The organism is Acidimicrobiales bacterium (genome assembly GCA_035547835.1).
GTDB lineage: Bacteria > Actinomycetota > Acidimicrobiia > Acidimicrobiales > Iamiaceae > DASZTW01.
In genome coordinates this window covers 519,161-538,590 of record DASZTW010000005.1, presented here as the reverse complement: position 1 = coordinate 538,590, position 19,430 = coordinate 519,161, and the positions used below count along the sequence as shown (strand labels likewise).

Here is a 19,430-nt window from a genome sequence, read left to right as displayed (position 1 = left end):
CGGTCGTGTTCGTGGTGAAGCCCGGTTCGTGGTGAAGCCCGGTTCGTGGTGAGGTTCCGTACATGGTGAAGTTCATCGTCGCTGGCGCGCTGATCGTGGTCGCGGTCGTGGTGGCCTGGGTGTTGCAGCGCCGTACCCGCCCTGGTGCACCCGTGCAGGGGCGTACGTGGGCGGTGCCCGGCCAGGTCCATCGGCCCGACTTCTCGTCGCCCGACGTCCCATGGCTGGTGGCGGTGTTCACGTCGGCCACGTGCGACAGCTGCGCCGCGGTCTGGGCGCAAGCTGCGCCGCTCGCGTCATCCACCGTCGCGGTGCAGGAAGTGGCCTGGCAGGGTCAGAGGGCGCTGCACGATCGCTACGGCATCGAGGCCGTGCCGACAGTGCTGGTCATCGACTCGGCGGGTGTCGTGCGGGCCTCGTTCGTGGGCCGCCCGCCCGACGGTGAGCTCGCCGGCACGGTCGCCGGTCTCGACACGCCGCCGAGTTGAATCGCCGCACCGGTCCGAGGGGGCCGGTGCGTGTCCGGATCGGCTGCGCCTCGACCCGCCCGCCGTGTCAACGGATGGGTTGGGTGACCTTGCCGTTGGCGGAGCCGCCGATGATCCGCTGTACCTCGTCGCCCGAGATCGTCTCGTGTTCGATCAGGGCCGCAGCGATGCCGTCGAGCGCGGGACGGTGCTCGCGCAGTAGCTGCCGGCAGCGCTCTTCGCAGCGCCGCAGGATCTGCTCGACTTCCTCGTCGATCACGCGGGCCGTCTCGTCGCTGTACTCGCGGCTGTGCATGATGTCCTCGCCGAGGAACACCTGCCCTTGCGACCCCCACGCCATCGGGCCGATCCGCTCGCTCATGCCCCACTCGCGAACCATCTTGCGGGCTCGTTCGGTGGACACGACGAGGTCGTTGTTCGCCCCGGTGGAGACCACCCCGTAGACGAGCTCCTCGGCACAGCGGCCGCCCATCGCGACCACGATCGACTCTTCGATGTAGTCCTGGCGGTAGATGTGACGCTCGCTGTCGGGGAGCTGTTGGGTCATGCCCAGCGCCATGCCGGTGGGGAGGATGGTGACTTTGTGGACCGGGTCGGTGGTCTCGAGCACCGCCGCGCACAGCGCGTGACCGCCCTCGTGGTACGCGATCGACTCCTTCTCCTCGTCGGACAGGGCCATCGAGTCGCGCCGCTGACCCATCAGCACGCGGTCGCGGGCGTACTCGAAGTCATCCATGGTGATCTCGGCCCGGGTCTCGCGCACGGCGTGGAGGGCGGCCTCGTTGACGAGGTTGGCCAAGTCGGCACCGCTCATGCCGGGGGTGCCTTTCGAGACCTTGTCGAGGTCGACGTCGGGGCCGATCCGCTTGCCCTTGCAGTGGACGTTCAAGATGGCCCGGCGCTCTTCGAGCTCGGGCAACGGTACGACGACTTGCCGGTCGAAGCGGCCGGGCCGCAAGAGCGCGGGGTCGAGGATGTCGGGCCGGTTGGTCGCCGCCATCATCACGATCCCCTCGGTGGCCTCGAAGCCGTCCATCTCCGACAGCATCTGGTTCAACGTCTGCTCGCGCTCGTCGTGGCCACCACCGAGGCCGGCGCCGCGCTTGCGGCCGATCGAGTCGATCTCATCGACGAAGATGATCGCCTTGCCGAGCTTCTTGGCCGTCTGGAAGAGGTCACGGACCCGGCTGGCGCCGACGCCGACGAACATCTCCATGAAGTCCGAGCCGCTGACCGACAGGAACGGCACCCCCGCCTCGCCGGCCACTGCCCGGGCGATGAGGGTCTTGCCGGTGCCCGGCGGGCCCACCAGCAGCACGCCCTTCGGGATCCGGGCGCCGATCTGGCCGAACTTCTCGGGGTGGCGCAAGAAGTCGACCACTTCGGTGATCTCCTGCTTCACGCCCTCGTAGCCGGCGACGTCGGCGAACGTGGTGGCCGGTCGCTCGGTGGAGTACGTCTTGGCCCGCGAACGGCCGATCGACATGATCCCGTTGACCTGCCCTGCCGCGCGCCGCTGGAAGAACCAGAACAGCAGCCCGAAGCCGCCGAGGAAGATCACGAACGGCAGGATCGAGTCGAACCAGCTCGATGTCGGCGTGTGGGGCTTCACGTCGACTTTGTGCTTCGCCAACGTGGCGAGGTCCTTGTCGGGGAACGGCACGAAGCCGGTGGTCGAGAACGACTGACCGTTCGTGAGCTTGCCGTCGATCTTGCCGTTGGAGTTGTTGTAGGAGACCGACTTGACCTGGTTGGCGTTCACTTTCGTCAAGAAGTCGGTGTAGGAGATCGACTTGCCGCTCGACTTGCCGAGGAACGCCAGCGCGCCGACGAACACCACGACCGCGGCGATGATCGCCCAGACCATCCACTTCGGCCAGCCGGGTTCCACCCGCACGGGTGGCCGGTTCCCGCCGCCTTGCCCGCCTTGGCCGCCCATGCCGCCCGGCCCGCCCATGCCGCCGGGACCACCAGGCCCGCCGGGGCCGCCCGAAGGGCGCCGCGGAGGCGGCGGCGGTGGTGGCGGGGGCGGACCCTGCGGCGTCATGGACATCCATGCTAGGGGTGGTCGATGAAGGCGCCGCGAAACGCGGCTGGCGAAACAGGCAGCGCGGCGGCGGGGCAACGGTGCTCACACCCCGTGCCGCGACCGCCAACGTTCGCCGTGACCATCGCCGATCGTCGTGGGCCGAGCACTAGCCTGCAGCTCCATGCGTCGCACGTGTGCACGACCCGGCTGCGTGGCGGACGCCACGGTCACGCTCTCCTACGACTATGAGGGACGGGTGGTCTGGCTGGTGGCGCTCACCGAGGAGTCACACCCGATGGTCCACGACCTGTGCGCCGATCACGGCGACCGGCTCTCCGTGCCCCGCGGCTGGATGCTGCGCGACGAGCGCCCGCAGGTGACCGAGCAGTACGCGCCGGCCGACCCCACCGGCGCTCCGGCGGGTGTTGCCTCGGCCGGGGACACGGCGGGGCGTTCGGTGGCGGAGGGGGGCGCGTCGGTCATCTCCGCTGTGCAGTCGGCGGCGGGCGTGGTGATCGAGCCAGTCTTGGGTGCAGACGCCGATCCCGTAGCGCCACCGGTGGTCCCACCGACGGCCGCAGCAGCCGTGCAGCGGGTTGGCGGAGCGGGCATGGGTCTCGCCGTCCCCGCGGGGGTCGAGGTCGCGCAGGACTCGTTGTTTCACCGCGTCGCGTCTGCGTGATCGAGCCCGAGCGGATGGTGCAGCCGACTGCTGAAGCGCGTCCGGTCCGTTGGGGGGTCGGTGACGCGGTCGTCGGCTGGTTGGTCGCCAACTTCGGGGCGGTCGTCATCGGCTCGGCGATCATCGCCGCGGCCGGCTACACCGACATCCACACGAACCACTATCCCCTGTGGCTGATCGCGGTCCTGCAGATCCCGCTGTGGTTCGGCTACCTGGGCTCGGTCTTGTATGCGGCGTGGCAGCGCGGCAACGGGCTGCGCACCGACTTCCGGGCCTGGTCGAGGCCGGTGCCGGATCTCGCGCTGGGTGTCGTCGTCGGGGTGGCCTGCCAGTTCCTGCTTGTGCCGCTGGTTTCGTTGCCGTGGGTCAAGCTGCTCGAGCACCTGCAGAACAAGAAGATCGACCTCAGCAAAGTGGCCCGCGATCTCACTGACAAGGCGAACGACCCGCTCGGGGTGGTCTTGTTGGTGTTGATCGTTGCCATCGGGGCGCCGTTCGTGGAGGAGTTGTTCTTCCGCGGACTGCTGTTGCGGTCGCTGGAGCGCAAGTGGGGGGTGACGGTGGCGCTGTTCGGTTCGGCCATCGTCTTCGGCGCCACGCACTTCGAGCTGGCGCAGCTCCCCGCGTTGATCGCGTTCGGCCTGGTGCTGGCGTGGCTCGCGTTTCGCTTCGACCGCTTGGGCCCCTCGGTGGCCGCGCACCTCTCGTTCAACACCGCCAGCGTCATCCTCCTCCTGACGCACCATTGACGCGTGGCGGGCGGTGGTCGGCGCGCTCGCGCCGTGGATGGTCGCGAAGAGACCGGCCACGCCGGATGAGAGACTTCACACGATGACCGACGTCGAAGAGGAGGCGACGGGCGCGGACCACGCCGAACCGCTCGCCCCCGAGGCGGCGGCCCCGGCGCGCCGGCGCGAGCTGCGGCCGGTGCGGCTCGTCGACCTCGAGCACGACGGGTCGGAGGCTGGCGGGTACGGGCCCGGCAGGTCCGTGGCCGGCGGGTTCGCGCCCGGCCGGCCACCCGACCATGGATCACGGCCACGCGGGAAGCGGTCCGACCGTGATCGTCGGGCGCCGGGGGAGTTGATCGCGGACGGCATCGACCGCTGGCTGGCCATGCCGGCGGAGGGCTGGGTCACCCTCGTGGTGCTGGTGGGGTGCTCGCTGTTCATGTTCTACGCGGTGCACCCCGATCTGGTGTTCCACGCGTCGACGCCCACCGGCGGCGACATGGGAGCCCACGTGATCGGCCCCAAGTACCTGGTCGAGCATCTGTTGCCACACGGTCGCGTGACGGGTTGGACCCCCGACTGGTTCGCGGGCTACCCGCTGTACGGCTTCTACATGGTGGTGCCCGCGCTGCTGATCGCGCTGCTGTACGCGGGCCTGCGCAGCTGGGTGCTCGCCCCTGCGCTGGTGGCCGCCGTGGCCTTGCTCGCCAGCGGATGGTTCGTCCCCCGCTTGTGGAGGTTCCGACGGGCCCTCACCATCGTCGGCGTGCTCGCGGTCTTGTGGGCGGTGCCGATGCAGTACGGCATCGCCTTCAAGCTCGTCACCGTGCTCGGGCTGTGGACGCTCCCGCTGGCCGCCTGGGCGTTCGCCAAGCTGGCCGACCTTCGCTTCCCGGCACCGCCGCTGTTCGCGGTGGCGGCCCTCTTCTACCTGTTCAACCGCGAGCCCGTCTACCAGGGGATCGGCAACCTGATCGGCGGCAACATGGCGTCGACGATGGCGGGCGAGTACTCGTTCTCCATCGCGCTGTCGTTGACGCTCGTGTACTTCGGCGTGCTGCTGCGGGGCTTCAAGACCGGCCGACACCGGGTGCTCGCCGGCGTGCTCTTGGCCTTGGTGGGGCTGTGCCACCTGTTGCCCGTGTTCTTCGCGCTCGCCGCCACGCTGGTGTTGCTGGTGGTGCAGTTCCGGCCCCGGCGGGTGCAGTGGTTGGCGCCGGTGCTCGTCGTGGCGGGATCGTTGTCCGCGTTCTGGACCGTGCCGTTCCTGTGGAACCACCGGCTCACCAACGACATGGGCTGGGACAAGCTGCCGTATCCGAGCACGAACTTGCTCGACTATCTGCTCCCCCAGCACCAACTGTGGATCGCCGCACTCGCGGTGCTCGGTCTCGCCTTCACGGTCGTGTACCGGAACCGGGTGGGGTACTTCTTGGCGGGTTGCGTGGCGGTGACCGCGCTGGCGTTCTGCCTCATTCCCGAGGTCCAGCTGTGGAACGCCCGGATCCTGCCCTTCTATTACCTGTCGGTCTTCCTGCTCGCCGCTCTGGGCGTCACCGGCGCGCTGCGTCTCCTGAGCGACCTGTCGACTCGCCTCGACGGCGACCAGCCGTTCGGCATGCGCACGCTGTTCGTGGCGTCCGCGCTCGTGGCGCTGGGTGCGTACGTCGCGTTCTTCACCGCTCGCCCATGGCGATCGGGTGGCGTGTCGCCCGCCGTCGGGGGCTACGTGTTGCTGTTCGCGGTGGCGTTGGTCGCCATGGTGTTCGCCCACACCGAAGGCGGGGCCAGCGGGCACGAGGGTCGGGGTCGGCTCGGCGCGCTCGTCGCCACACCGCTGCTGGCCGCCGTCGGCCTCGGTGTGGTCGCGTTCCCGCTGCAGATCCTGCCGGGGCACTCGACCGTCACCCGCAACGGCCAACCGGTCACCAACAAGGCAGGCGCGCAGGAGCATCAGTGGCTGTGGTTCACGTCGTTCGACCACAACGACATGCGTGCGTGGGCCGAGTGGAACTACCGCGGTTACGAAGGCAAGACCGGTGTGTACGACGCGCAGCAAAAGGCATATGTGCACGGGTGGCCGGAGTACAAGGCGTTGATGGACACGATGGGTCGCATCGGCCGCGAGCGCGGCTGCGGTCGGGCGCTGTGGGAGCAGGACAACAACCTCGAGGGTGACTACGGCACCCCGATGGCGCTCATGCTCCTGCCGTATTGGACGAACTCGTGCATCGGGTCGGAAGAAGGGCTCTACTTCGAGTCGTCGAGCACCACGCCGTACCACTGGCTGCTCGCGTCACAGGCCTCTGCTCAACCCAGCAACCCGCAGCGCAACCTGCCGTACCGAACCCTCGACCTCAACGCGGCCGTGCCGGAGATGCGGCTGATGGGCGTGAAGTACTACCTGGCGGAGTCGAGCGCCGCGGTCGCCGCCGCCAGCAAGCAGGCCGGTCTCGAGCCGCTCGCCACGTCGGGCCCGTGGCACATCTACCGCGTCGTCGGCAGCGCGCCGGTGCAAGGTCTCGGTTACCTGCCGGCGGTGTGGGACCGGGCGCCGGGGCAGCACTCGTGGCTCGACCCGGCGGTCTCGTGGTTCTACGACCCGGGCCGGTGGGCGATCCCGTTCGCGGCCGGTGGGCCGTCGAACTGGCCGCGGGTCAAGACCGACTCGGCCAACTGGTCGACCAGGTGGGCCGGGATCGGCGCCGACATCCAGCATCGACTCGGTACCACCAGTCCTGATCCGCTTCCGACGACGCCGCGCCGGAAGGTCAGGGTTGCCAAGGTGTCGCACGTGCACCTCGGGACCGACACGATCTCGTTCGACGTCGATCGGCCCGGGACGCCGGTGCTGATCCGCACGTCGTACTTTCCGAACTGGCAGGCGTCGGGTGCCAAGGGGCCGTGGCGGGTGACGCCCAACTTCATGGTGGTGGTACCGACGTCGACACATGTGCGTCTGCACTACGGCCGCACGTCGATGGATTGGCTCGCGATCGTCCTGACGTTGGCCGGGGTGGTCGTGGCGTTGGTGCTGGCGCGCCTGGCCCCGGTCGTGATCGGCGACCGCTGGCCGCGCGGCCGTCCTCGCTACCTCCAACTCGAGGAGCGGCCGCCCGCGGTGTCCGGCCGTGTGGTGCCTGGTAGTGCGATGCCTGGTAGCGCGGCGTCGGGCGGCGCGGCGCCTAGTAGTGCGGCGTCAGGCGGTGCGATGGGCGGCGGGACATCGGCTGAGCCGGTGAGACCCGATGGCGTGAGCGCGCCGGCTCGAGCCGTGTCGGACCAGTTGCGGCGGGCTCCGTTGCGGGCCGATCAGTCGGGCGGCTCCGGTTCGCCATCGTCCGATCCGTCGTCTCGGTCCGATTCGTCGCCACCGGTCGTCGGTGACGGTTCGCCACTGCCGCCGCGGCCGTCCGATCTGTCGTCTCGGTCCGATCCGTCGTCTCCAGTCGTCGGTGACGGTTCGCCACTGCCGCCGCGACCGTCCGATCCGTCGTCTCGGTCCGATTCGTCGCCACCGGTCGTCGGTGACGGTTCGCCACTGCCGCCGCGGCCGTCCGATCCGTCGTCTCGGTCCGATCTGTCGTCTCCGATAGATCCGTCGTTTCCGCCGGACCCGCCTTCGCCCTGACGGCACCCACTGCCCGCACCGTCGAGCGGCGGGCTGTTGTCCCCCGTGCCGGTTCGCGCGGTGCCGGAAACGCCGGGACCGGCCAGGCCCAGGTTCGCCCCGGCGTGCTCTTCCGCCCCGCCGGCGCCATCCGGTCCGTCAGGCTGGCCGGGGCTGTTCGGTCCGTCGGGCTGGTCGGGACTGTCGGCCGCCGGATTCTCCGGATCCGCCGCCTCCGGGTGGGTGGAGCGCCACCGGTTGTGGAAGCCGCAGGCGAGGCGACCGTTGTCTTGCGTGGTGGGGCCTCCCCGGCTGGCCTCCTGGACGTGGTCGATCTCGGGCTGCTCCGGTGGCTCGTCGCAGCTCGGGTGGTAGCAGGTGCGGTCGCGGACCTCGATCGCTCGCCGCAGACCGCCGGTGAAGAACCGGCGCCTGGCCCCGACGTCGATCACGCGTGATGGGCCATCGAACACGATCCGCTCGACGTCGGCCTCGGACAGCCAAGCCGCGGCGCTGCCGGGTGTGAGCACGGTGCGGTTGAACAGCTCGAGGATCGGTCCACGGAAGGTCTCGAGCCCGACGACCACCGAGAACAGCGGAGCGGGCCGCCGCCCGTCGGCGGGTGCGGTGCGGGCTCGGACGGCCATCTCGACGAGCGCGTCGGCACGGCGTTGGGCGGGTGTGCGGCCGAGCTCGTCGGCCTGCGGGTCGCGCCCGAGTCGTTCCTTGGCGGCTGCCCGGTCGCGGCGGAACAGCTCGTGTTCGATCGAGCGCAGCGTTCCCGCCACGATCTCGCCCGACACGGGGTCGAGCGTGATCTTCCCGAACCACATGCCGCCGAACGTGCGGGACAGGTGCACGGCACGGCTCGACCGGTCGGCCGCGGCACCTTGCTCGGCGCCGTCGGGGTCGACCATCAGCTCCCACATGCGGCAGCGGCCCTTGAACTCGACGAACGTGCACGAGCGGGCGAGATCCAGCAGGTCCACGTGATCGTCGTCGAACGCGTCGGCCGTGCGGGTGTTGCGGACCGCCAGCAGGCCGCTCACGTGCGTGCGATCGATCTCGCCCTCAGCCCACGCCTCGGCGATCGCCCCGTACTGGCGACACACCCTCGCGTGGCGGACGCGGCGGCGGGCCTCCGCGATCGGGAGGCGCAGCTGCCAGGCGAGCCAGGCCGGCGCGCTCCGGGCTCCCGACGGTTGCCAGCACCGGCGACCGTCCCACGCGGCGAGCGTGTGCGCCTCAGTCGCCTCGAGCCGGCAACGCAGCCGTTGCAGGGTCTTGATGTGCGAGGTGAGCGAGTCGTCATCGAGGGTGTCGACCGCCGCGGCTTCGAGCCGCCGGAGCACCTCCTCGGCTTCGGTCAGCAGCTGTTCGACCTCGGCAGGTGGGTGACCGGCCGGAGGTGGATGGTCATCGAGTGGCGGGTGGTCGGCTGACGAGGGATCGTCCACCGGGGCCTCCTCTCGGGTACGGCGCGCGGGCAGCACGAGCACGGCGCGGCGGCATCAGGAGGGGACCGGCAACACCCTCGGCCCCGAGAGGGGAACCGTCACTATATCGAACTGGAGTTCGGGTCACAACCCGACGCCGAAATCTCTTGGGCAAGCCTGCTGGCCAGGGTCACCGCAGGGTCGTACGTACTCTGCGTACGGTTCGTCATGGATCAGCGGGACTGGAAGGTGGAGTTCGAGCAGACCGAGCTCTGCTGCACTCGGTCGGCCAGCTCGTACCGCTGAAGGTGAAGCAGCCACGCAGGTCTTCGACATGCCGGCGTTGCACGCCGACCGGCGCGCCCATCGCTCGGCGCGCCCATCGCTCGACGCGCCCGAGCTCAGTGGACGATCGAGACGGCTCCGAGCATCAACGCGCCGAAACCGATCAGCGCGGTGATGAGATGAGCCGGCAACTCCGAGACCGTGAACCAAGCGTGGCGAGCGACGCCGGGCGGAGAGCACCCGAAGTAGGGTGGCCGGCGCCATGGCAGCCATCGACACGGTCTTCAAGGCCTACGACGTGCGCGGCACCGTTCCCGACCAGCTCGACGCCGAGCTGTGCCACCGCATCGGTGCCGCCTTCGCCGCGTTCGCCGTGCGGGGCGACGCCACGGTCGCGGAGATCCTGGTCGGCCGCGACATGCGACCGAGTGGTCCCGACCTGGTCGACGCGTTCGCAACGGGCGTGCGCAGCCAGGGGATCGACGTCATCGACCTCGGGTTGTGCTCGACCGACCTGGTGTACTTCGCGTCGGGCTCGCTCGACGCGCCGGGCGCGATGTTCACGGCGTCGCACAACCCGGCGCAGTACAACGGCATCAAGTTCTGCTTGCGAGGCGCGGCGCCCGTGGGGCAAGACACGGGGCTGACGGAGATCAAGGAGCTGGCCGGCGCGACGTTGCCGGTGGCCGAGCTCACCGGCAAGCGCACCGAGCGCGACCTGCTGGGTGCCTTCGCCGATCACGTCCGCTCCTTCATCGACACGTCCGGCCTACGGGCGTTGAAGGTCGTCGCCGACACCGCGAACGGCATGGGCGGGCTCGTGGTGCCCGCCGTGTTCGACGCGCTCCCTTTCGAGCTGGAGGTGCTCTACCCCGAGCTCGACGGGACGTTTCCCAACCACCCGGCCGACCCGATCAACCCCGCGAACCAAGTCGACCTGTGCAAGCGGGTCGTCGACTCGGGCGCCGATCTCGGTCTGGCCTTCGACGGCGACGCCGATCGCGTGTTCGTGGTCGACGAGCAGGGCGTCGGCCTGTCCGGCTCCACCACCACGGCGATGGTCGCCAGCTCGGTGCTGGCCAAGGAGCCCGGCGCCACGATCCTGTACAACCTGATCTGTTCGAAGGCCGTGCCCGAGATCATCGCCGAGAAGGGCGGCACCCCGGTGCGCACGCGGGTCGGCCACTCATTCGTGAAGGCCGTCATGGCCGAGACGGGCGCGGCGTTCGGCGGCGAGCACTCGGCGCACTACTACTTCCGGCGCAACTACCGGGCCGACTCCGGGTTGATCGCCTCGATGTTCGTGCTCGAGCTCGTGGCGACCTCGGGGCAGCCGTTGTCGGAGCTGCGCAAGCCGTTCGAGCGCTACGCCGACTCCGGCGAGATCAACTTCGAGGTCGCCGACCCGAACCAGGTCATCGAGCAGATCGGCGACGCGTACGCAGCTGCCGACCAGGACCACCTCGACGGCCTCACGGTCGACCTCGGCGACTGGTGGTTCAACGTCCGTCCCTCGAACACCGAGCCGCTGCTGCGCCTGAACCTCGAGGCAGCCACCCGCGAAGCCTGCGACGCGCGGGTCGACGAGCTGCGCGCGCTCATCACCAAGGAGACCTGAGCATGGCGCTCGACCCCAAGCTGTTGGAGATCCTGGCCTGCCCGGAGGACAAGGGCCCGCTGCTGCCCTTCGAGGCCGACGGGTTCCTCTACAACCCCCGGCTCAAGCGGAAGTACCGGATCGACGACGACATCCCCGTGATGTTGATCGACGAGGCCACGACCGTCGACGACGCCGAGCACGAGCGCCTGCTCGCCAAAGCTGAGGCCGACGGCATCAGGCCCACCTTCGAAGACTGAGGCCCGGCGATGGGTGATCGGCTCGATTCCCTCGACATCTGGGGCGTCACGGCGGCGTTCCCCGAGCAGGTCGCGGCGGCCATCGGAGTGGGGGAGGCCCTCGAGGGCCTGCCCGCACACGACGACATCGCCAACGTGCTCGTGCTGGGCATGGGCGGCAGTGGCATCGCCGGCGATCTCGTGGCAGCGGTGGCGGGACCCTTCATGGCCGTGCCGATCGTCGTCGCGAAAGGCTACGAACCCCCCTCGTTCGTCGACGAGTCGACGCTGGTGGTGGCCATCTCCTTCTCCGGCAACACCGAGGAGACCATCGAAGCCGTGCAAGAAGCGGCGCTGTCGGGTGGTCGCGTGCTTGCGGTCACGGCCGGCGGGCAGCTCGCGGACCTGGCTGGTTCGTGGGGGTCGCCGGTGATCGGGCTCCCCGGCGACATCGCGATGCCGCGCTCGGGGCTCGGCGCCATGGCCGTGCCGGTGCTCGTCGCGTTCGAGAAGATGGGGCTGTTCCCGGGTGCCACCGAGTGGGTCCAGCGCGCAGTCGAGCAGCTCGACCGGCGTCGCGACGAGCTCGTCGGTGACAAGTCACCCGCGGCGCCGATCGCCCGTGCCATCGGCCGAACGTTGCCGCTGGTGTACAGCGCCGGGCCGATCGGGCGGGTCGCCGCGCAGCGATGGAAGTGCCAGGTGAACGAGAACGCCAAGGCGCCGGCATTCGCCAACACGATGCCGGAGCTGTGCCACAACGAGATCTGCGGATGGGGCCAGCACGGCGATGTCACGCGGCAGGTCTTCACGCTCGTCAACCTGCGCCACGACCACGAGCACCCCCAGGAGATGCGTCGCTTCGATCTCGTCACCGAGCTGTGCCGAGAGGTGGTGGGCGGCGTGATCGATGTGCGGGCGGCCGGTGAGGGTGAGGTGGCCCAACTCCTCGACCTGTGCCTGCTCGGCGACTTCGTCAGTCTCGAGCTGGCGGCGGCCGCGGGTGTCGATCCGGGGCCGATCCCGGTGCTCGACGACCTGAAGGCGGCGCTCGCCCGCTGACGATCTCCGGGGCCGATGACCCGCGGCGTCGCTGGGGCGGCGATCCCGTGGCGTCTACACTGGCCCGCCGGGCTGGACGACCAGCCCCGCCGGGCTGAGATGAGTGGTGTCAGGTGACCCCAGCCCTGAATCCGTCGTGAAACGAAGCGCGTCGTTCGGCGCGCCTGGAGGAGCAATGCCTGACACCCCCGACTTCAAGGTCGCCGACCTCTCGCTGGCCGCCTTCGGTCGCAAGGAGATCGAGCTCGCCGAGCACGAGATGCCCGGCCTGATGGCGCTGCGCGCCGAGCACGGCGACACCAAGCCGCTGGCCGGCGCCAAGATCATGGGTTCGCTGCACATGACCATCCAGACCGCGGTCCTCATCGAGACGCTGACCGCGCTGGGCGCCGAGGTGCGCTGGGTCTCGTGCAACATCTTCTCGACCCAAGACCACGCAGCCGCAGCGGTCGCCGTCGGCCCCGACGGCACCCCGGACAACCCCAAGGGCATCCCCGTGTTCGCCTGGAAGGGCGAGACGCTCGAGGATTACTGGTGGTGCACGGAGCAGGCGCTGCGCTGGCCGGGTGGCGACGGGCCGAACCTGATCCTCGACGACGGCGGCGACGCCACCATGCTCGTGCACAAGGGCCGCGAGTACGAAGCCGCCGGCGCCGTGCCCGCACCCACCGACGACGACTCCGATGAGTGGAAAGTCGTGCTGGCCACCCTCACCCGCACCCTCGCCGACGACCCGAAGCTCTGGACCGGCATCGCCGAGAAGATCCGCGGCGTGTCCGAGGAGACCACCACCGGTGTCCACCGCCTCTACCAGATGATGGAGACCGGCGAGCTCCAGTTCCCGGCCATCAACGTGAACGACTCGGTCACCAAGTCGAAGTTCGACAACAAGTACGGCTGCCGCCACTCGCTGGTCGACGGCATCAACCGGGCCACCGACGTGCTGATCGGCGGCAAGGTCGCCCTGGTGTGCGGGTACGGCGACGTGGGCAAGGGCTGCGCCGAGTCGCTCCGCGGCCAAGGTGCCCGCGTGCTCATCACCGAAGTCGACCCGATCTGCGCGCTGCAGGCCGCCATGGACGGCTACGAGGTGACCACCCTCGAGGACGCGCTCGGCAAGGTCGACATCTTCGTCACGGCCACCGGCAACAAGGACATCATCTCCGCCGAGCACATGAGCCGGATGAAGCACCAGGCCATCGTCGGCAACATCGGCCACTTCGACAACGAGATCGACATGGCCGGCCTCGCTCGCATGAGCGACGTGCAGAAGGTCGAGATCAAGCCGCAGGTGCACGAGTTCGTGTTCCCCGACGGCCACTCGGTGATCGTGTTGGCCGAAGGGCGGCTGTTGAACCTCGGCTGCGCGACCGGCCACCCGAGTTTCGTGATGAGCTGCAGCTTCACGAACCAGGTCCTCGCGCAGATCGAGCTGCACACCCACAACGAGCAGTACCCGATCGGTGTGTACGTGCTGCCCAAGCACCTCGACGAGATGGTGGCCCGGCTGCACCTCTCGTCCCTCGGTGTGAAGCTCACGGAGCTGTCGAAGTCCCAAGCCGACTACATCGGCGTGCCGGTCGACGGGCCGTACAAGCCGGACCACTACCGGTACTGATCGGCCGGACGCGGCCGCGCCCGGCCCGTCCGGGGGCGGCCGCGTCAGGAACCATCCGAGCGCCTGACACCAACCTGACACGTCGTCGCCAGGTTGGTGTCAGGTCCTCTTCACCGGGTCGACACGTCGACGAGACGATCGAGCAACACGCGTTTCCTACCTTGCCGCCGAGGAGGTAGGTCCAATGTTGCAAGCATCGTTCGCCGGCGTGTCCGCGGGCGGCATCTCACCCTCGGTCGGCCTGAGTTGGCGCGACCGCGTCCGCGCAGCCGTGCGGGACCCCGAGCGCCGGAAGTTCTTCGGCGTCTACTTGGGCGCCAAGATGCTCGGCATCGTCGCGCTCTTCGGCGCGATCGCTCTGCTGACCTGGCTCGCCTCGGGCGTCGCGAGCGCGATGCCCCTCGTGAAGGGCCAGGCGGCCGCCCCGAACGTGACCGACGTGGTCAACGCGACGAACACGGCGTGGACGCTCGTCGCGGCGTTCCTGGTGTTCTTCATGCAGGCCGGCTTCATGATGTTGGAGGCCGGCTTCGCCCGCACCCGGGAGACGGTGAACATCCTCCTCGAGTGCGTCGCGGACACGGCGTTGTGCGGGTTGCTGTTCTGGGCGTTCGGGTTCGCCTTCATGTTCGGTACCGGCAACGGGCTCATCGGGCACACGAACTTCTTCTTGAACGGCGCGGGCGCCACCGCCACGTACGGCTCGACCGGTGTGGCGTTCCTGGCGTTCTTCCTGTTCCAGTTCGCGTTCGCCGACACGTGCTCGACCATCACATCGGGTGCCATGGTCGGCCGCACGGACTTCAAGGGTGATCTCCTCTACAGCGTCGGGGTGAGCGGTTTCATCTACCCGATCCTCGGTCACTGGATCTGGGGACCCGGCGGCTGGCTCGGCAGCACCATGGGTTGGTTCCACGGCTGGTTCAAAGGCGGGGTCGTCTTCCACGACTTCGCGGGCTCGACGGTGGTCCACACCATCGGCGGCGTGCTGGCCCTCACCGGAGCGATCGCCCTCGGTCCTCGCCTGGGCCGCGTGTTCAAGCGGGACGGCGGTGGCCTCATGCCGGGCCACGATCTCACCATCGCGGCGCTCGGCGGCGTGATCTTGTGGTTCGGCTGGTACGGCTTCAACCCCGGGTCGACCTTGTCGGCGCTCGACAGCGCCGGCATCGGGCGAGTCGCCGCCAACACCACGCTGGCCGCCTGCTCCGGTGCGCTGGTCGCCATGGCGTGGATGTACAAGCGAGTGAAGTTCTGGGACCTCGGGATCACCACCAACGGCTTCCTTGCCGGGCTCGTGGCGATCACCTGCCCGTGCTACTGGGTGTCGCCGACCGGCGCGGTCCTCATCGGAGCCATCGCGGCGCTGGTGTGCATCTGGGGCATCGACTTCATCGAGTGGCTGCGGATCGACGATCCCATCGGTGCGGTCGCCGTCCACGGCGGGGCAGGGATCTGGGGCACGTTGAGCCTCGGGTTGTTCGCCTCTGGCCAGTACGGCGTGCCCACGCCGAACGGCGCCGACACGTCGACGGTCGTCAAGGGGCTGTTCTACGGCGGCGGCCTCCAGCAGCTCGGTGCCCAGGTGTTGGGCAGCGTGGTGATCACCGCGTGCACGCTGGCTGGCGGTCTGGCGCTCATGTTCGGGGTCCGCGCCATCAAGATGCTGCGGGTGTCGGAGCAGGGCGAGCTGCAAGGCCTCGACCTCCACGAGCACGGCAGCCCGGCGTACCGGCCGGAGTTCCAGTTCACCGGCTACGTGCCGGCCGGCTCGTCGCACCCGCAGGGGCAGGCCAGTGCGCCCAGCGGGTTCGCATCCGGGCTGCCGGCGCCCGTGGAGATGGTGCCCGTCGAGGTCGAAGGCGGCGAGACCAGCCGGCAGGCGGAGCCCGTCTGACCACCCGTTCCCCGAACATCGCGGCCGCACCGCACCCGCCGCGGGGCGGGTACGGTGCGGCTGCGACGAACGATCGGGGGACGACGTGGAGGAGCTCAACGGCAAGACGGTGGTCATCACCGGCGCCGCATCGGGGATCGGGCGGTCGATGGCGGCCGCGTTCGCCCGCGAAGGCGCCCGGCTGGTGCTGGGTGACATCGAGCCGGGTCCGCTGCACGAGGTGGTCGCCAGCCACCGCGGCGGCGGCACCGAAGCAGTGGGTGTGGTCACTGATGTCGCCAAGTGGGACGACGTCGTGGCGTTGCGGGACGCCGCGCTCGATGCGTTCGGGGCGGTGCATGTCATCTGCAACAACGCCGGCGTGGGCGGCGGTGGCCAGCTCTGGGAGATCGAGCTCGACGACTGGCACTGGGTGGTCGGCGTCGACTTGTGGGGTGTGATCCACGGCGTCAAGGCGTTCGTCCCGCTGCTGGTCGAACAAGGTGAAGGTCACGTGGTCAACACCGCGTCGGTCGCCGGCCTCACCTCGCCGCCGTTCATGGGGCCCTACAACGTCTCCAAGCACGGGGTGGTCACGCTCACCGAGACGCTGTCGGCTGAGCTGGCCATGGTCGCGCCGGGCGTCGGCGCGTCCGTGGTGTGCCCGGGATGGGTCAAGACCCGCATCGACGAGTCGTCGCGGAACCGCCCCGGCGGGCCTGCCGCGCCGGGCGATCCCGACGCCGAGGTCGAAAATGCGACGCGCGACGCCATCGCGGGCTTCATCGCCAACGGCATCTCACCCGACCTCGTGGCGTCGGCCGCCGTCGACGCGGTGCGCACGGGCCGCTTCTACGTGCTGACCCACCCGGACATGAACCAGGGCATCGCCGATCGTGTCGAGCGCATCGTGTCCGGTCGGCCGCCGGCGTCCGCGATGGAGCTCTTCGGCGCCGGGTAGTGGACCAGCCGTGATCCGGGCCACGTACCTGCTCGATCCGGTCGAGTCGGCCGCTTCGCTGGCCGAATCGGCGTCAGTCGGGGTTCCGTGGGGGTCGGCGTCGGCGCGGGCGCAGGTGGCCGACGTCGAGCCGGGGGCGGGCACCCGCGGCCGGGTGACGTTCGAGTTCCCCGTGGAGTTCTGGGGCGACGATCTCACGTTGCTCCTCGCGACCGTCGTGGCCGGCGAGATCATGGACCGGGCCGACGTGCGCGAGTGCCGCCTGGTCGATCTCGACCTGCCCGACGGCTTGTTGCCGGGTCCGGCGTTCGATGCACCCGACCGGGTGATGGTCGGCGCAGTGCTCGAGCCGGCATCGGGATCGTCGCCGCGCGAGCTGGGATCGGTGGCCGCGGATCTCGTCCGTGGCGGGGTCGACGTGATCGTCGATCCCGTGGCCTTGGCGGACCCGCCGTGGTGCCCGATCGAGGATCGGGTGGCTGCCGTGGGCGCCGCCACCCCTGACGATGTCACGTACTTCGCGAACGTCACCGGCCATGCCGGCACCGTGATGCACCGGGCAAGCGTCGCGGTCGACATGGGCGCCGGCGGCCTGATCGTGCACGCGGGTGTGCAAGGCCTCGACACTGTCCGGCTGCTGCGTGAAGCGGACCTCGGCGTACCGGTCTTCGCTCCCCGGACCGGGTTCGCGCCGTGGTTGCGGTCCGAGCGCTTCGGTCTCGCGCCCGACACACTCGCCAGACTGCTGCGGCTGGCTGGCGCCGACGTGATCTCCTGTGGCGCCATCGACGGGTCGCGCTGGGGTGGCGCCGACGACGTCGTGGCCCAGGTCGCCGCCTGCCGGCGCCCGGTGCACCGTCGCAGTTCGGCGCAGGCCGGTGCCGGGCCGGACCGACGCCCGCCCGACCCTCCAGACGTGTCGAACGATGGGCCGAAGGACTTGCCGGCAGCCGTCGCCGTGCTCGATGGCGGCCTCGACCCGGTCGCGGCGCGGGCCCAGGTGGAGCGGCTCGGCGGCTCCGGGCTGCTGGTGCTCCTCGACCACGAGGCGTACGTGCACCCGGGCGGGATCGAGGCCGCCGTCCGTGACACGGTCGCGGCGCTCGAGGCCCCGAGCGCCGATCCCGCCTCGGGCGCCGAGCGCTCAAGGCCGCCTCTGCCGTGAGCAGTCGCGATGGCGGGCCCACCCCGCCTGATCACCGCGGACGATGGTGAGCGGGGTCCGTACCTGTTTGCGCGCCGACCATGTTGCGCAGGGCGCATAGGGTGGTTCCGCGGGTAACCGAGGGAGGTGGTGGTCCAATGGTGTCAACCCGCTCGTTGACCTCTGGCGAGATCGACGGTCTGCTGCGGAAGGCCGTGACGTCGATCACGGAGGAATCCCGTGAGCAGTCCGGTCGCTTGATGGCACGGCTCATGGGGGAGCTCGCCGAGCGGGACGAGGATCTGCTCCTCAACACGTACCTCGCCGACCACCCGAGCCAGCCACCCACCTACCTGGTGGTCATCCGCGACGTCGACGGCCCCCCGGGCCCTGCGCCGAGCCCGCCAGCCCTCTCGTACCGCAGCGCATCGGTCGCCATCCGCCGCGCCCTGGCGGCGGTCGGCGGAGAACAGGACGTGGAGGTGCGGTCGCTCGAGCCCGACGGCACCGTTCGAGTGCTGTTGCGTGCCGCGCCGCACGAGGAGCTCGTGTTTCAGGTCCCGCACGAGCCGGTCGGCGCGGACGCCGACGACTCGTGGGCCCAGCGGCTTCATCGCTGGGCGGGATCCCTCGACACCGCGTCGCTCTCGTCGATGGACGCGGCGACCCACTCGACGGATGCCAGCCCCACCTCGTCGGCGAGCAACGGACACCAAGACGACCCCGACGCCGAGATCGGCGCACCGAGCGACCTGCGCGACGCAGCCGCCCCTTCGCTCTTCGACGCGCCGGTCGACCCGCTGGGGGTCACCACGTTCGGGGCCGTCGGGAGCGCGCACCCGCATCCAGACGAAGGCGAGTCGATCGCCACAGCGATCGGCCCCGCCGTTGCGGCAGCGGTCGGTCCGGCCGTGCGCACCGCGGTCGACGCAGCAGTTGGCCCCGCCGTTCAGGCGGCCGTCGGCCCGGCACTTGCCGAGGCCGTCACCGCGTCGATGCACGGCGCGGTCGACCCAGCGGTGGAGCGAGCGGTGCAGGCTGCCGTGCATCAGGCCGTGCAGAGCGCCCTGCACCCTGCCGTGCACCAGGCGGTGCAAGGCGCCGTGCAGCCCGCCGTGCAGCAGGCGGTGCAAGCCGCGCTCGCGTCGGTGGTGGAGCAGACCGTGGAGGCCGCGATCGAGCGCTCGGTGTCGTCCGCGCTCGGCAACGTGTCGCTCCAGCTCGACACCCAGGAGCTCTCCGAAGTGGTCCACGACGCGGTCGGCGGGGCGTGGGGCGGGGGCGACGGGTCGGAGTCGGCCAACGCGCCTTCCGCCGAGGCGGTGTCGCGTGCGGTGGCTGGTCGAGTGGTGCCAGAGGTCGAGATCGGGCTGCGGCAGCTCGAGAGCCGCGTCGGCGCGCTCCTCGCCGACCTGCCCGGTTCGGCGTACCTGGACGACTTTCGAGCCGAGCTTCGCGACCTGTCGCGTGGCTTGCACTCGGCGAAGGAGTCCTTCACGGCGCTGCACGAGGAGGTCCTCACCTCGGATCGACGCTCCCGTGAGCAACTCGCGGAAGTCAGCCGCCAGTTGTCCGACGCGGTCCAGCGGCTGCGCCGGCACGAGGCCGACCCGGCGAACTCGACCCGCCCCCGCATTCCCATGAACGGGGACTGAGCAGCGCTGTCGCACCC

Annotated in this window: 13 protein-coding genes; 11 read left to right on the top strand and 2 right to left on the bottom strand. The window is 70.0% G+C overall.

Going from position 1 to position 19,430, the window contains the following annotated elements; all coding sequences use genetic code 11:
* Nucleotides 1-62: 62 nt before the first annotated feature.
* Complete coding sequence (locus VHA73_04810; GenBank protein ID HVX17332.1) at nt 63-488, top strand: hypothetical protein; 426 nt, start codon at nt 63-65, stop codon at nt 486-488.
* A 67-nt stretch (nt 489-555) separates the two neighbouring features.
* On the opposite strand, the gene ftsH is transcribed toward VHA73_04810, so the two are convergent.
* A complete protein-coding gene (gene ftsH, locus VHA73_04805) occupies nt 556-2,535 on the bottom strand; it encodes an ATP-dependent zinc metalloprotease FtsH (protein HVX17331.1) in 1,980 nt (659 codons plus the stop codon).
* 163 nt (nt 2,536-2,698) lie between these two features.
* Between ftsH and VHA73_04800 the strand changes: the two genes are divergently transcribed.
* Entirely contained in the window at nt 2,699-3,199 is a 501-nt protein-coding gene (locus VHA73_04800; protein HVX17330.1) for a DUF3499 family protein, read from the top strand.
* Nucleotides 3,196-3,948 carry a CPBP family intramembrane glutamic endopeptidase gene (locus VHA73_04795; protein HVX17329.1) on the top strand — a complete coding sequence of 251 codons (753 nt, stop codon included), beginning with the start codon at nt 3,196-3,198 and terminating at the stop codon, nt 3,946-3,948. The genes VHA73_04800 and VHA73_04795 overlap by 4 nt, the downstream gene beginning before the upstream one ends.
* A 3,294-nt stretch (nt 3,949-7,242) precedes the next feature.
* On the opposite strand, the gene VHA73_04790 is transcribed toward VHA73_04795, so the two are convergent.
* Nucleotides 7,243-8,997: a DUF222 domain-containing protein gene (locus VHA73_04790; protein HVX17328.1), complete on the bottom strand. Its 1,755-nt coding sequence runs from the start codon at nt 8,995-8,997 to the stop codon at nt 7,243-7,245.
* Nucleotides 8,998-9,523: 526 nt separating this feature from the next.
* Between VHA73_04790 and VHA73_04785 the strand changes: the two genes are divergently transcribed.
* From VHA73_04785 to VHA73_04750, 8 genes are all read left to right on the top strand, one after another.
* Nucleotides 9,524-10,879: a phosphomannomutase/phosphoglucomutase gene (locus tag VHA73_04785; protein HVX17327.1), complete on the top strand. Its 1,356-nt coding sequence runs from the start codon at nt 9,524-9,526 to the stop codon at nt 10,877-10,879.
* Nucleotides 10,880-10,881: 2 nt separating this feature from the next.
* A complete protein-coding gene (locus tag VHA73_04780; protein ID HVX17326.1) occupies nt 10,882-11,118 on the top strand; it encodes a Trm112 family protein in 237 nt (78 codons plus the stop codon).
* Nucleotides 11,119-11,127: 9 nt separating this feature from the next.
* Complete coding sequence (locus VHA73_04775; GenBank protein HVX17325.1) at nt 11,128-12,159, top strand: bifunctional phosphoglucose/phosphomannose isomerase; 1,032 nt, start codon at nt 11,128-11,130, stop codon at nt 12,157-12,159.
* A 175-nt stretch (nt 12,160-12,334) separates the two neighbouring features.
* Nucleotides 12,335-13,777: an adenosylhomocysteinase gene (gene ahcY, locus VHA73_04770; protein ID HVX17324.1), complete on the top strand. Its 1,443-nt coding sequence runs from the start codon at nt 12,335-12,337 to the stop codon at nt 13,775-13,777.
* A 184-nt stretch (nt 13,778-13,961) separates the two neighbouring features.
* Nucleotides 13,962-15,674, top strand: a complete 1,713-nt coding sequence (locus VHA73_04765) for an ammonium transporter (protein ID HVX17323.1) — start codon at nt 13,962-13,964, stop codon at nt 15,672-15,674.
* An 85-nt stretch (nt 15,675-15,759) separates the two neighbouring features.
* On the top strand, nt 15,760-16,614 hold the full coding sequence (locus VHA73_04760) for an SDR family NAD(P)-dependent oxidoreductase (protein ID HVX17322.1): 855 nt from the start codon (nt 15,760-15,762) through the stop codon (nt 16,612-16,614).
* A 10-nt stretch (nt 16,615-16,624) separates the two neighbouring features.
* A complete protein-coding gene (locus VHA73_04755) occupies nt 16,625-17,779 on the top strand; it encodes a RuBisCO large subunit C-terminal-like domain-containing protein (GenBank protein ID HVX17321.1) in 1,155 nt (384 codons plus the stop codon).
* Between the two features lie 137 nt (nt 17,780-17,916).
* Complete coding sequence (locus tag VHA73_04750; protein ID HVX17320.1) at nt 17,917-19,413, top strand: hypothetical protein; 1,497 nt, start codon at nt 17,917-17,919, stop codon at nt 19,411-19,413.
* Nucleotides 19,414-19,430: the final 17 nt, after the last annotated feature.

Coding starts and splice junctions, on each gene's coding strand:
- VHA73_04810 (HVX17332.1), top strand. CDS start 63: ATGGTGAAGTTCATCGTCGCTGGCGCGCTGATCGTGGTCGCGGTCGTG.
- ftsH (HVX17331.1), bottom strand. CDS start 2,535: ATGACGCCGCAGGGTCCGCCCCCGCCACCACCGCCGCCGCCTCCGCGG.
- VHA73_04800 (HVX17330.1), top strand. CDS start 2,699: ATGCGTCGCACGTGTGCACGACCCGGCTGCGTGGCGGACGCCACGGTC.
- VHA73_04785 (HVX17327.1), top strand. CDS start 9,524: ATGGCAGCCATCGACACGGTCTTCAAGGCCTACGACGTGCGCGGCACC.
- VHA73_04780 (HVX17326.1), top strand. CDS start 10,882: ATGGCGCTCGACCCCAAGCTGTTGGAGATCCTGGCCTGCCCGGAGGAC.
- VHA73_04775 (HVX17325.1), top strand. CDS start 11,128: ATGGGTGATCGGCTCGATTCCCTCGACATCTGGGGCGTCACGGCGGCG.
- ahcY (HVX17324.1), top strand. CDS start 12,335: ATGCCTGACACCCCCGACTTCAAGGTCGCCGACCTCTCGCTGGCCGCC.
- VHA73_04765 (HVX17323.1), top strand. CDS start 13,962: ATGTTGCAAGCATCGTTCGCCGGCGTGTCCGCGGGCGGCATCTCACCC.
- VHA73_04750 (HVX17320.1), top strand. CDS start 17,917: ATGGTGTCAACCCGCTCGTTGACCTCTGGCGAGATCGACGGTCTGCTG.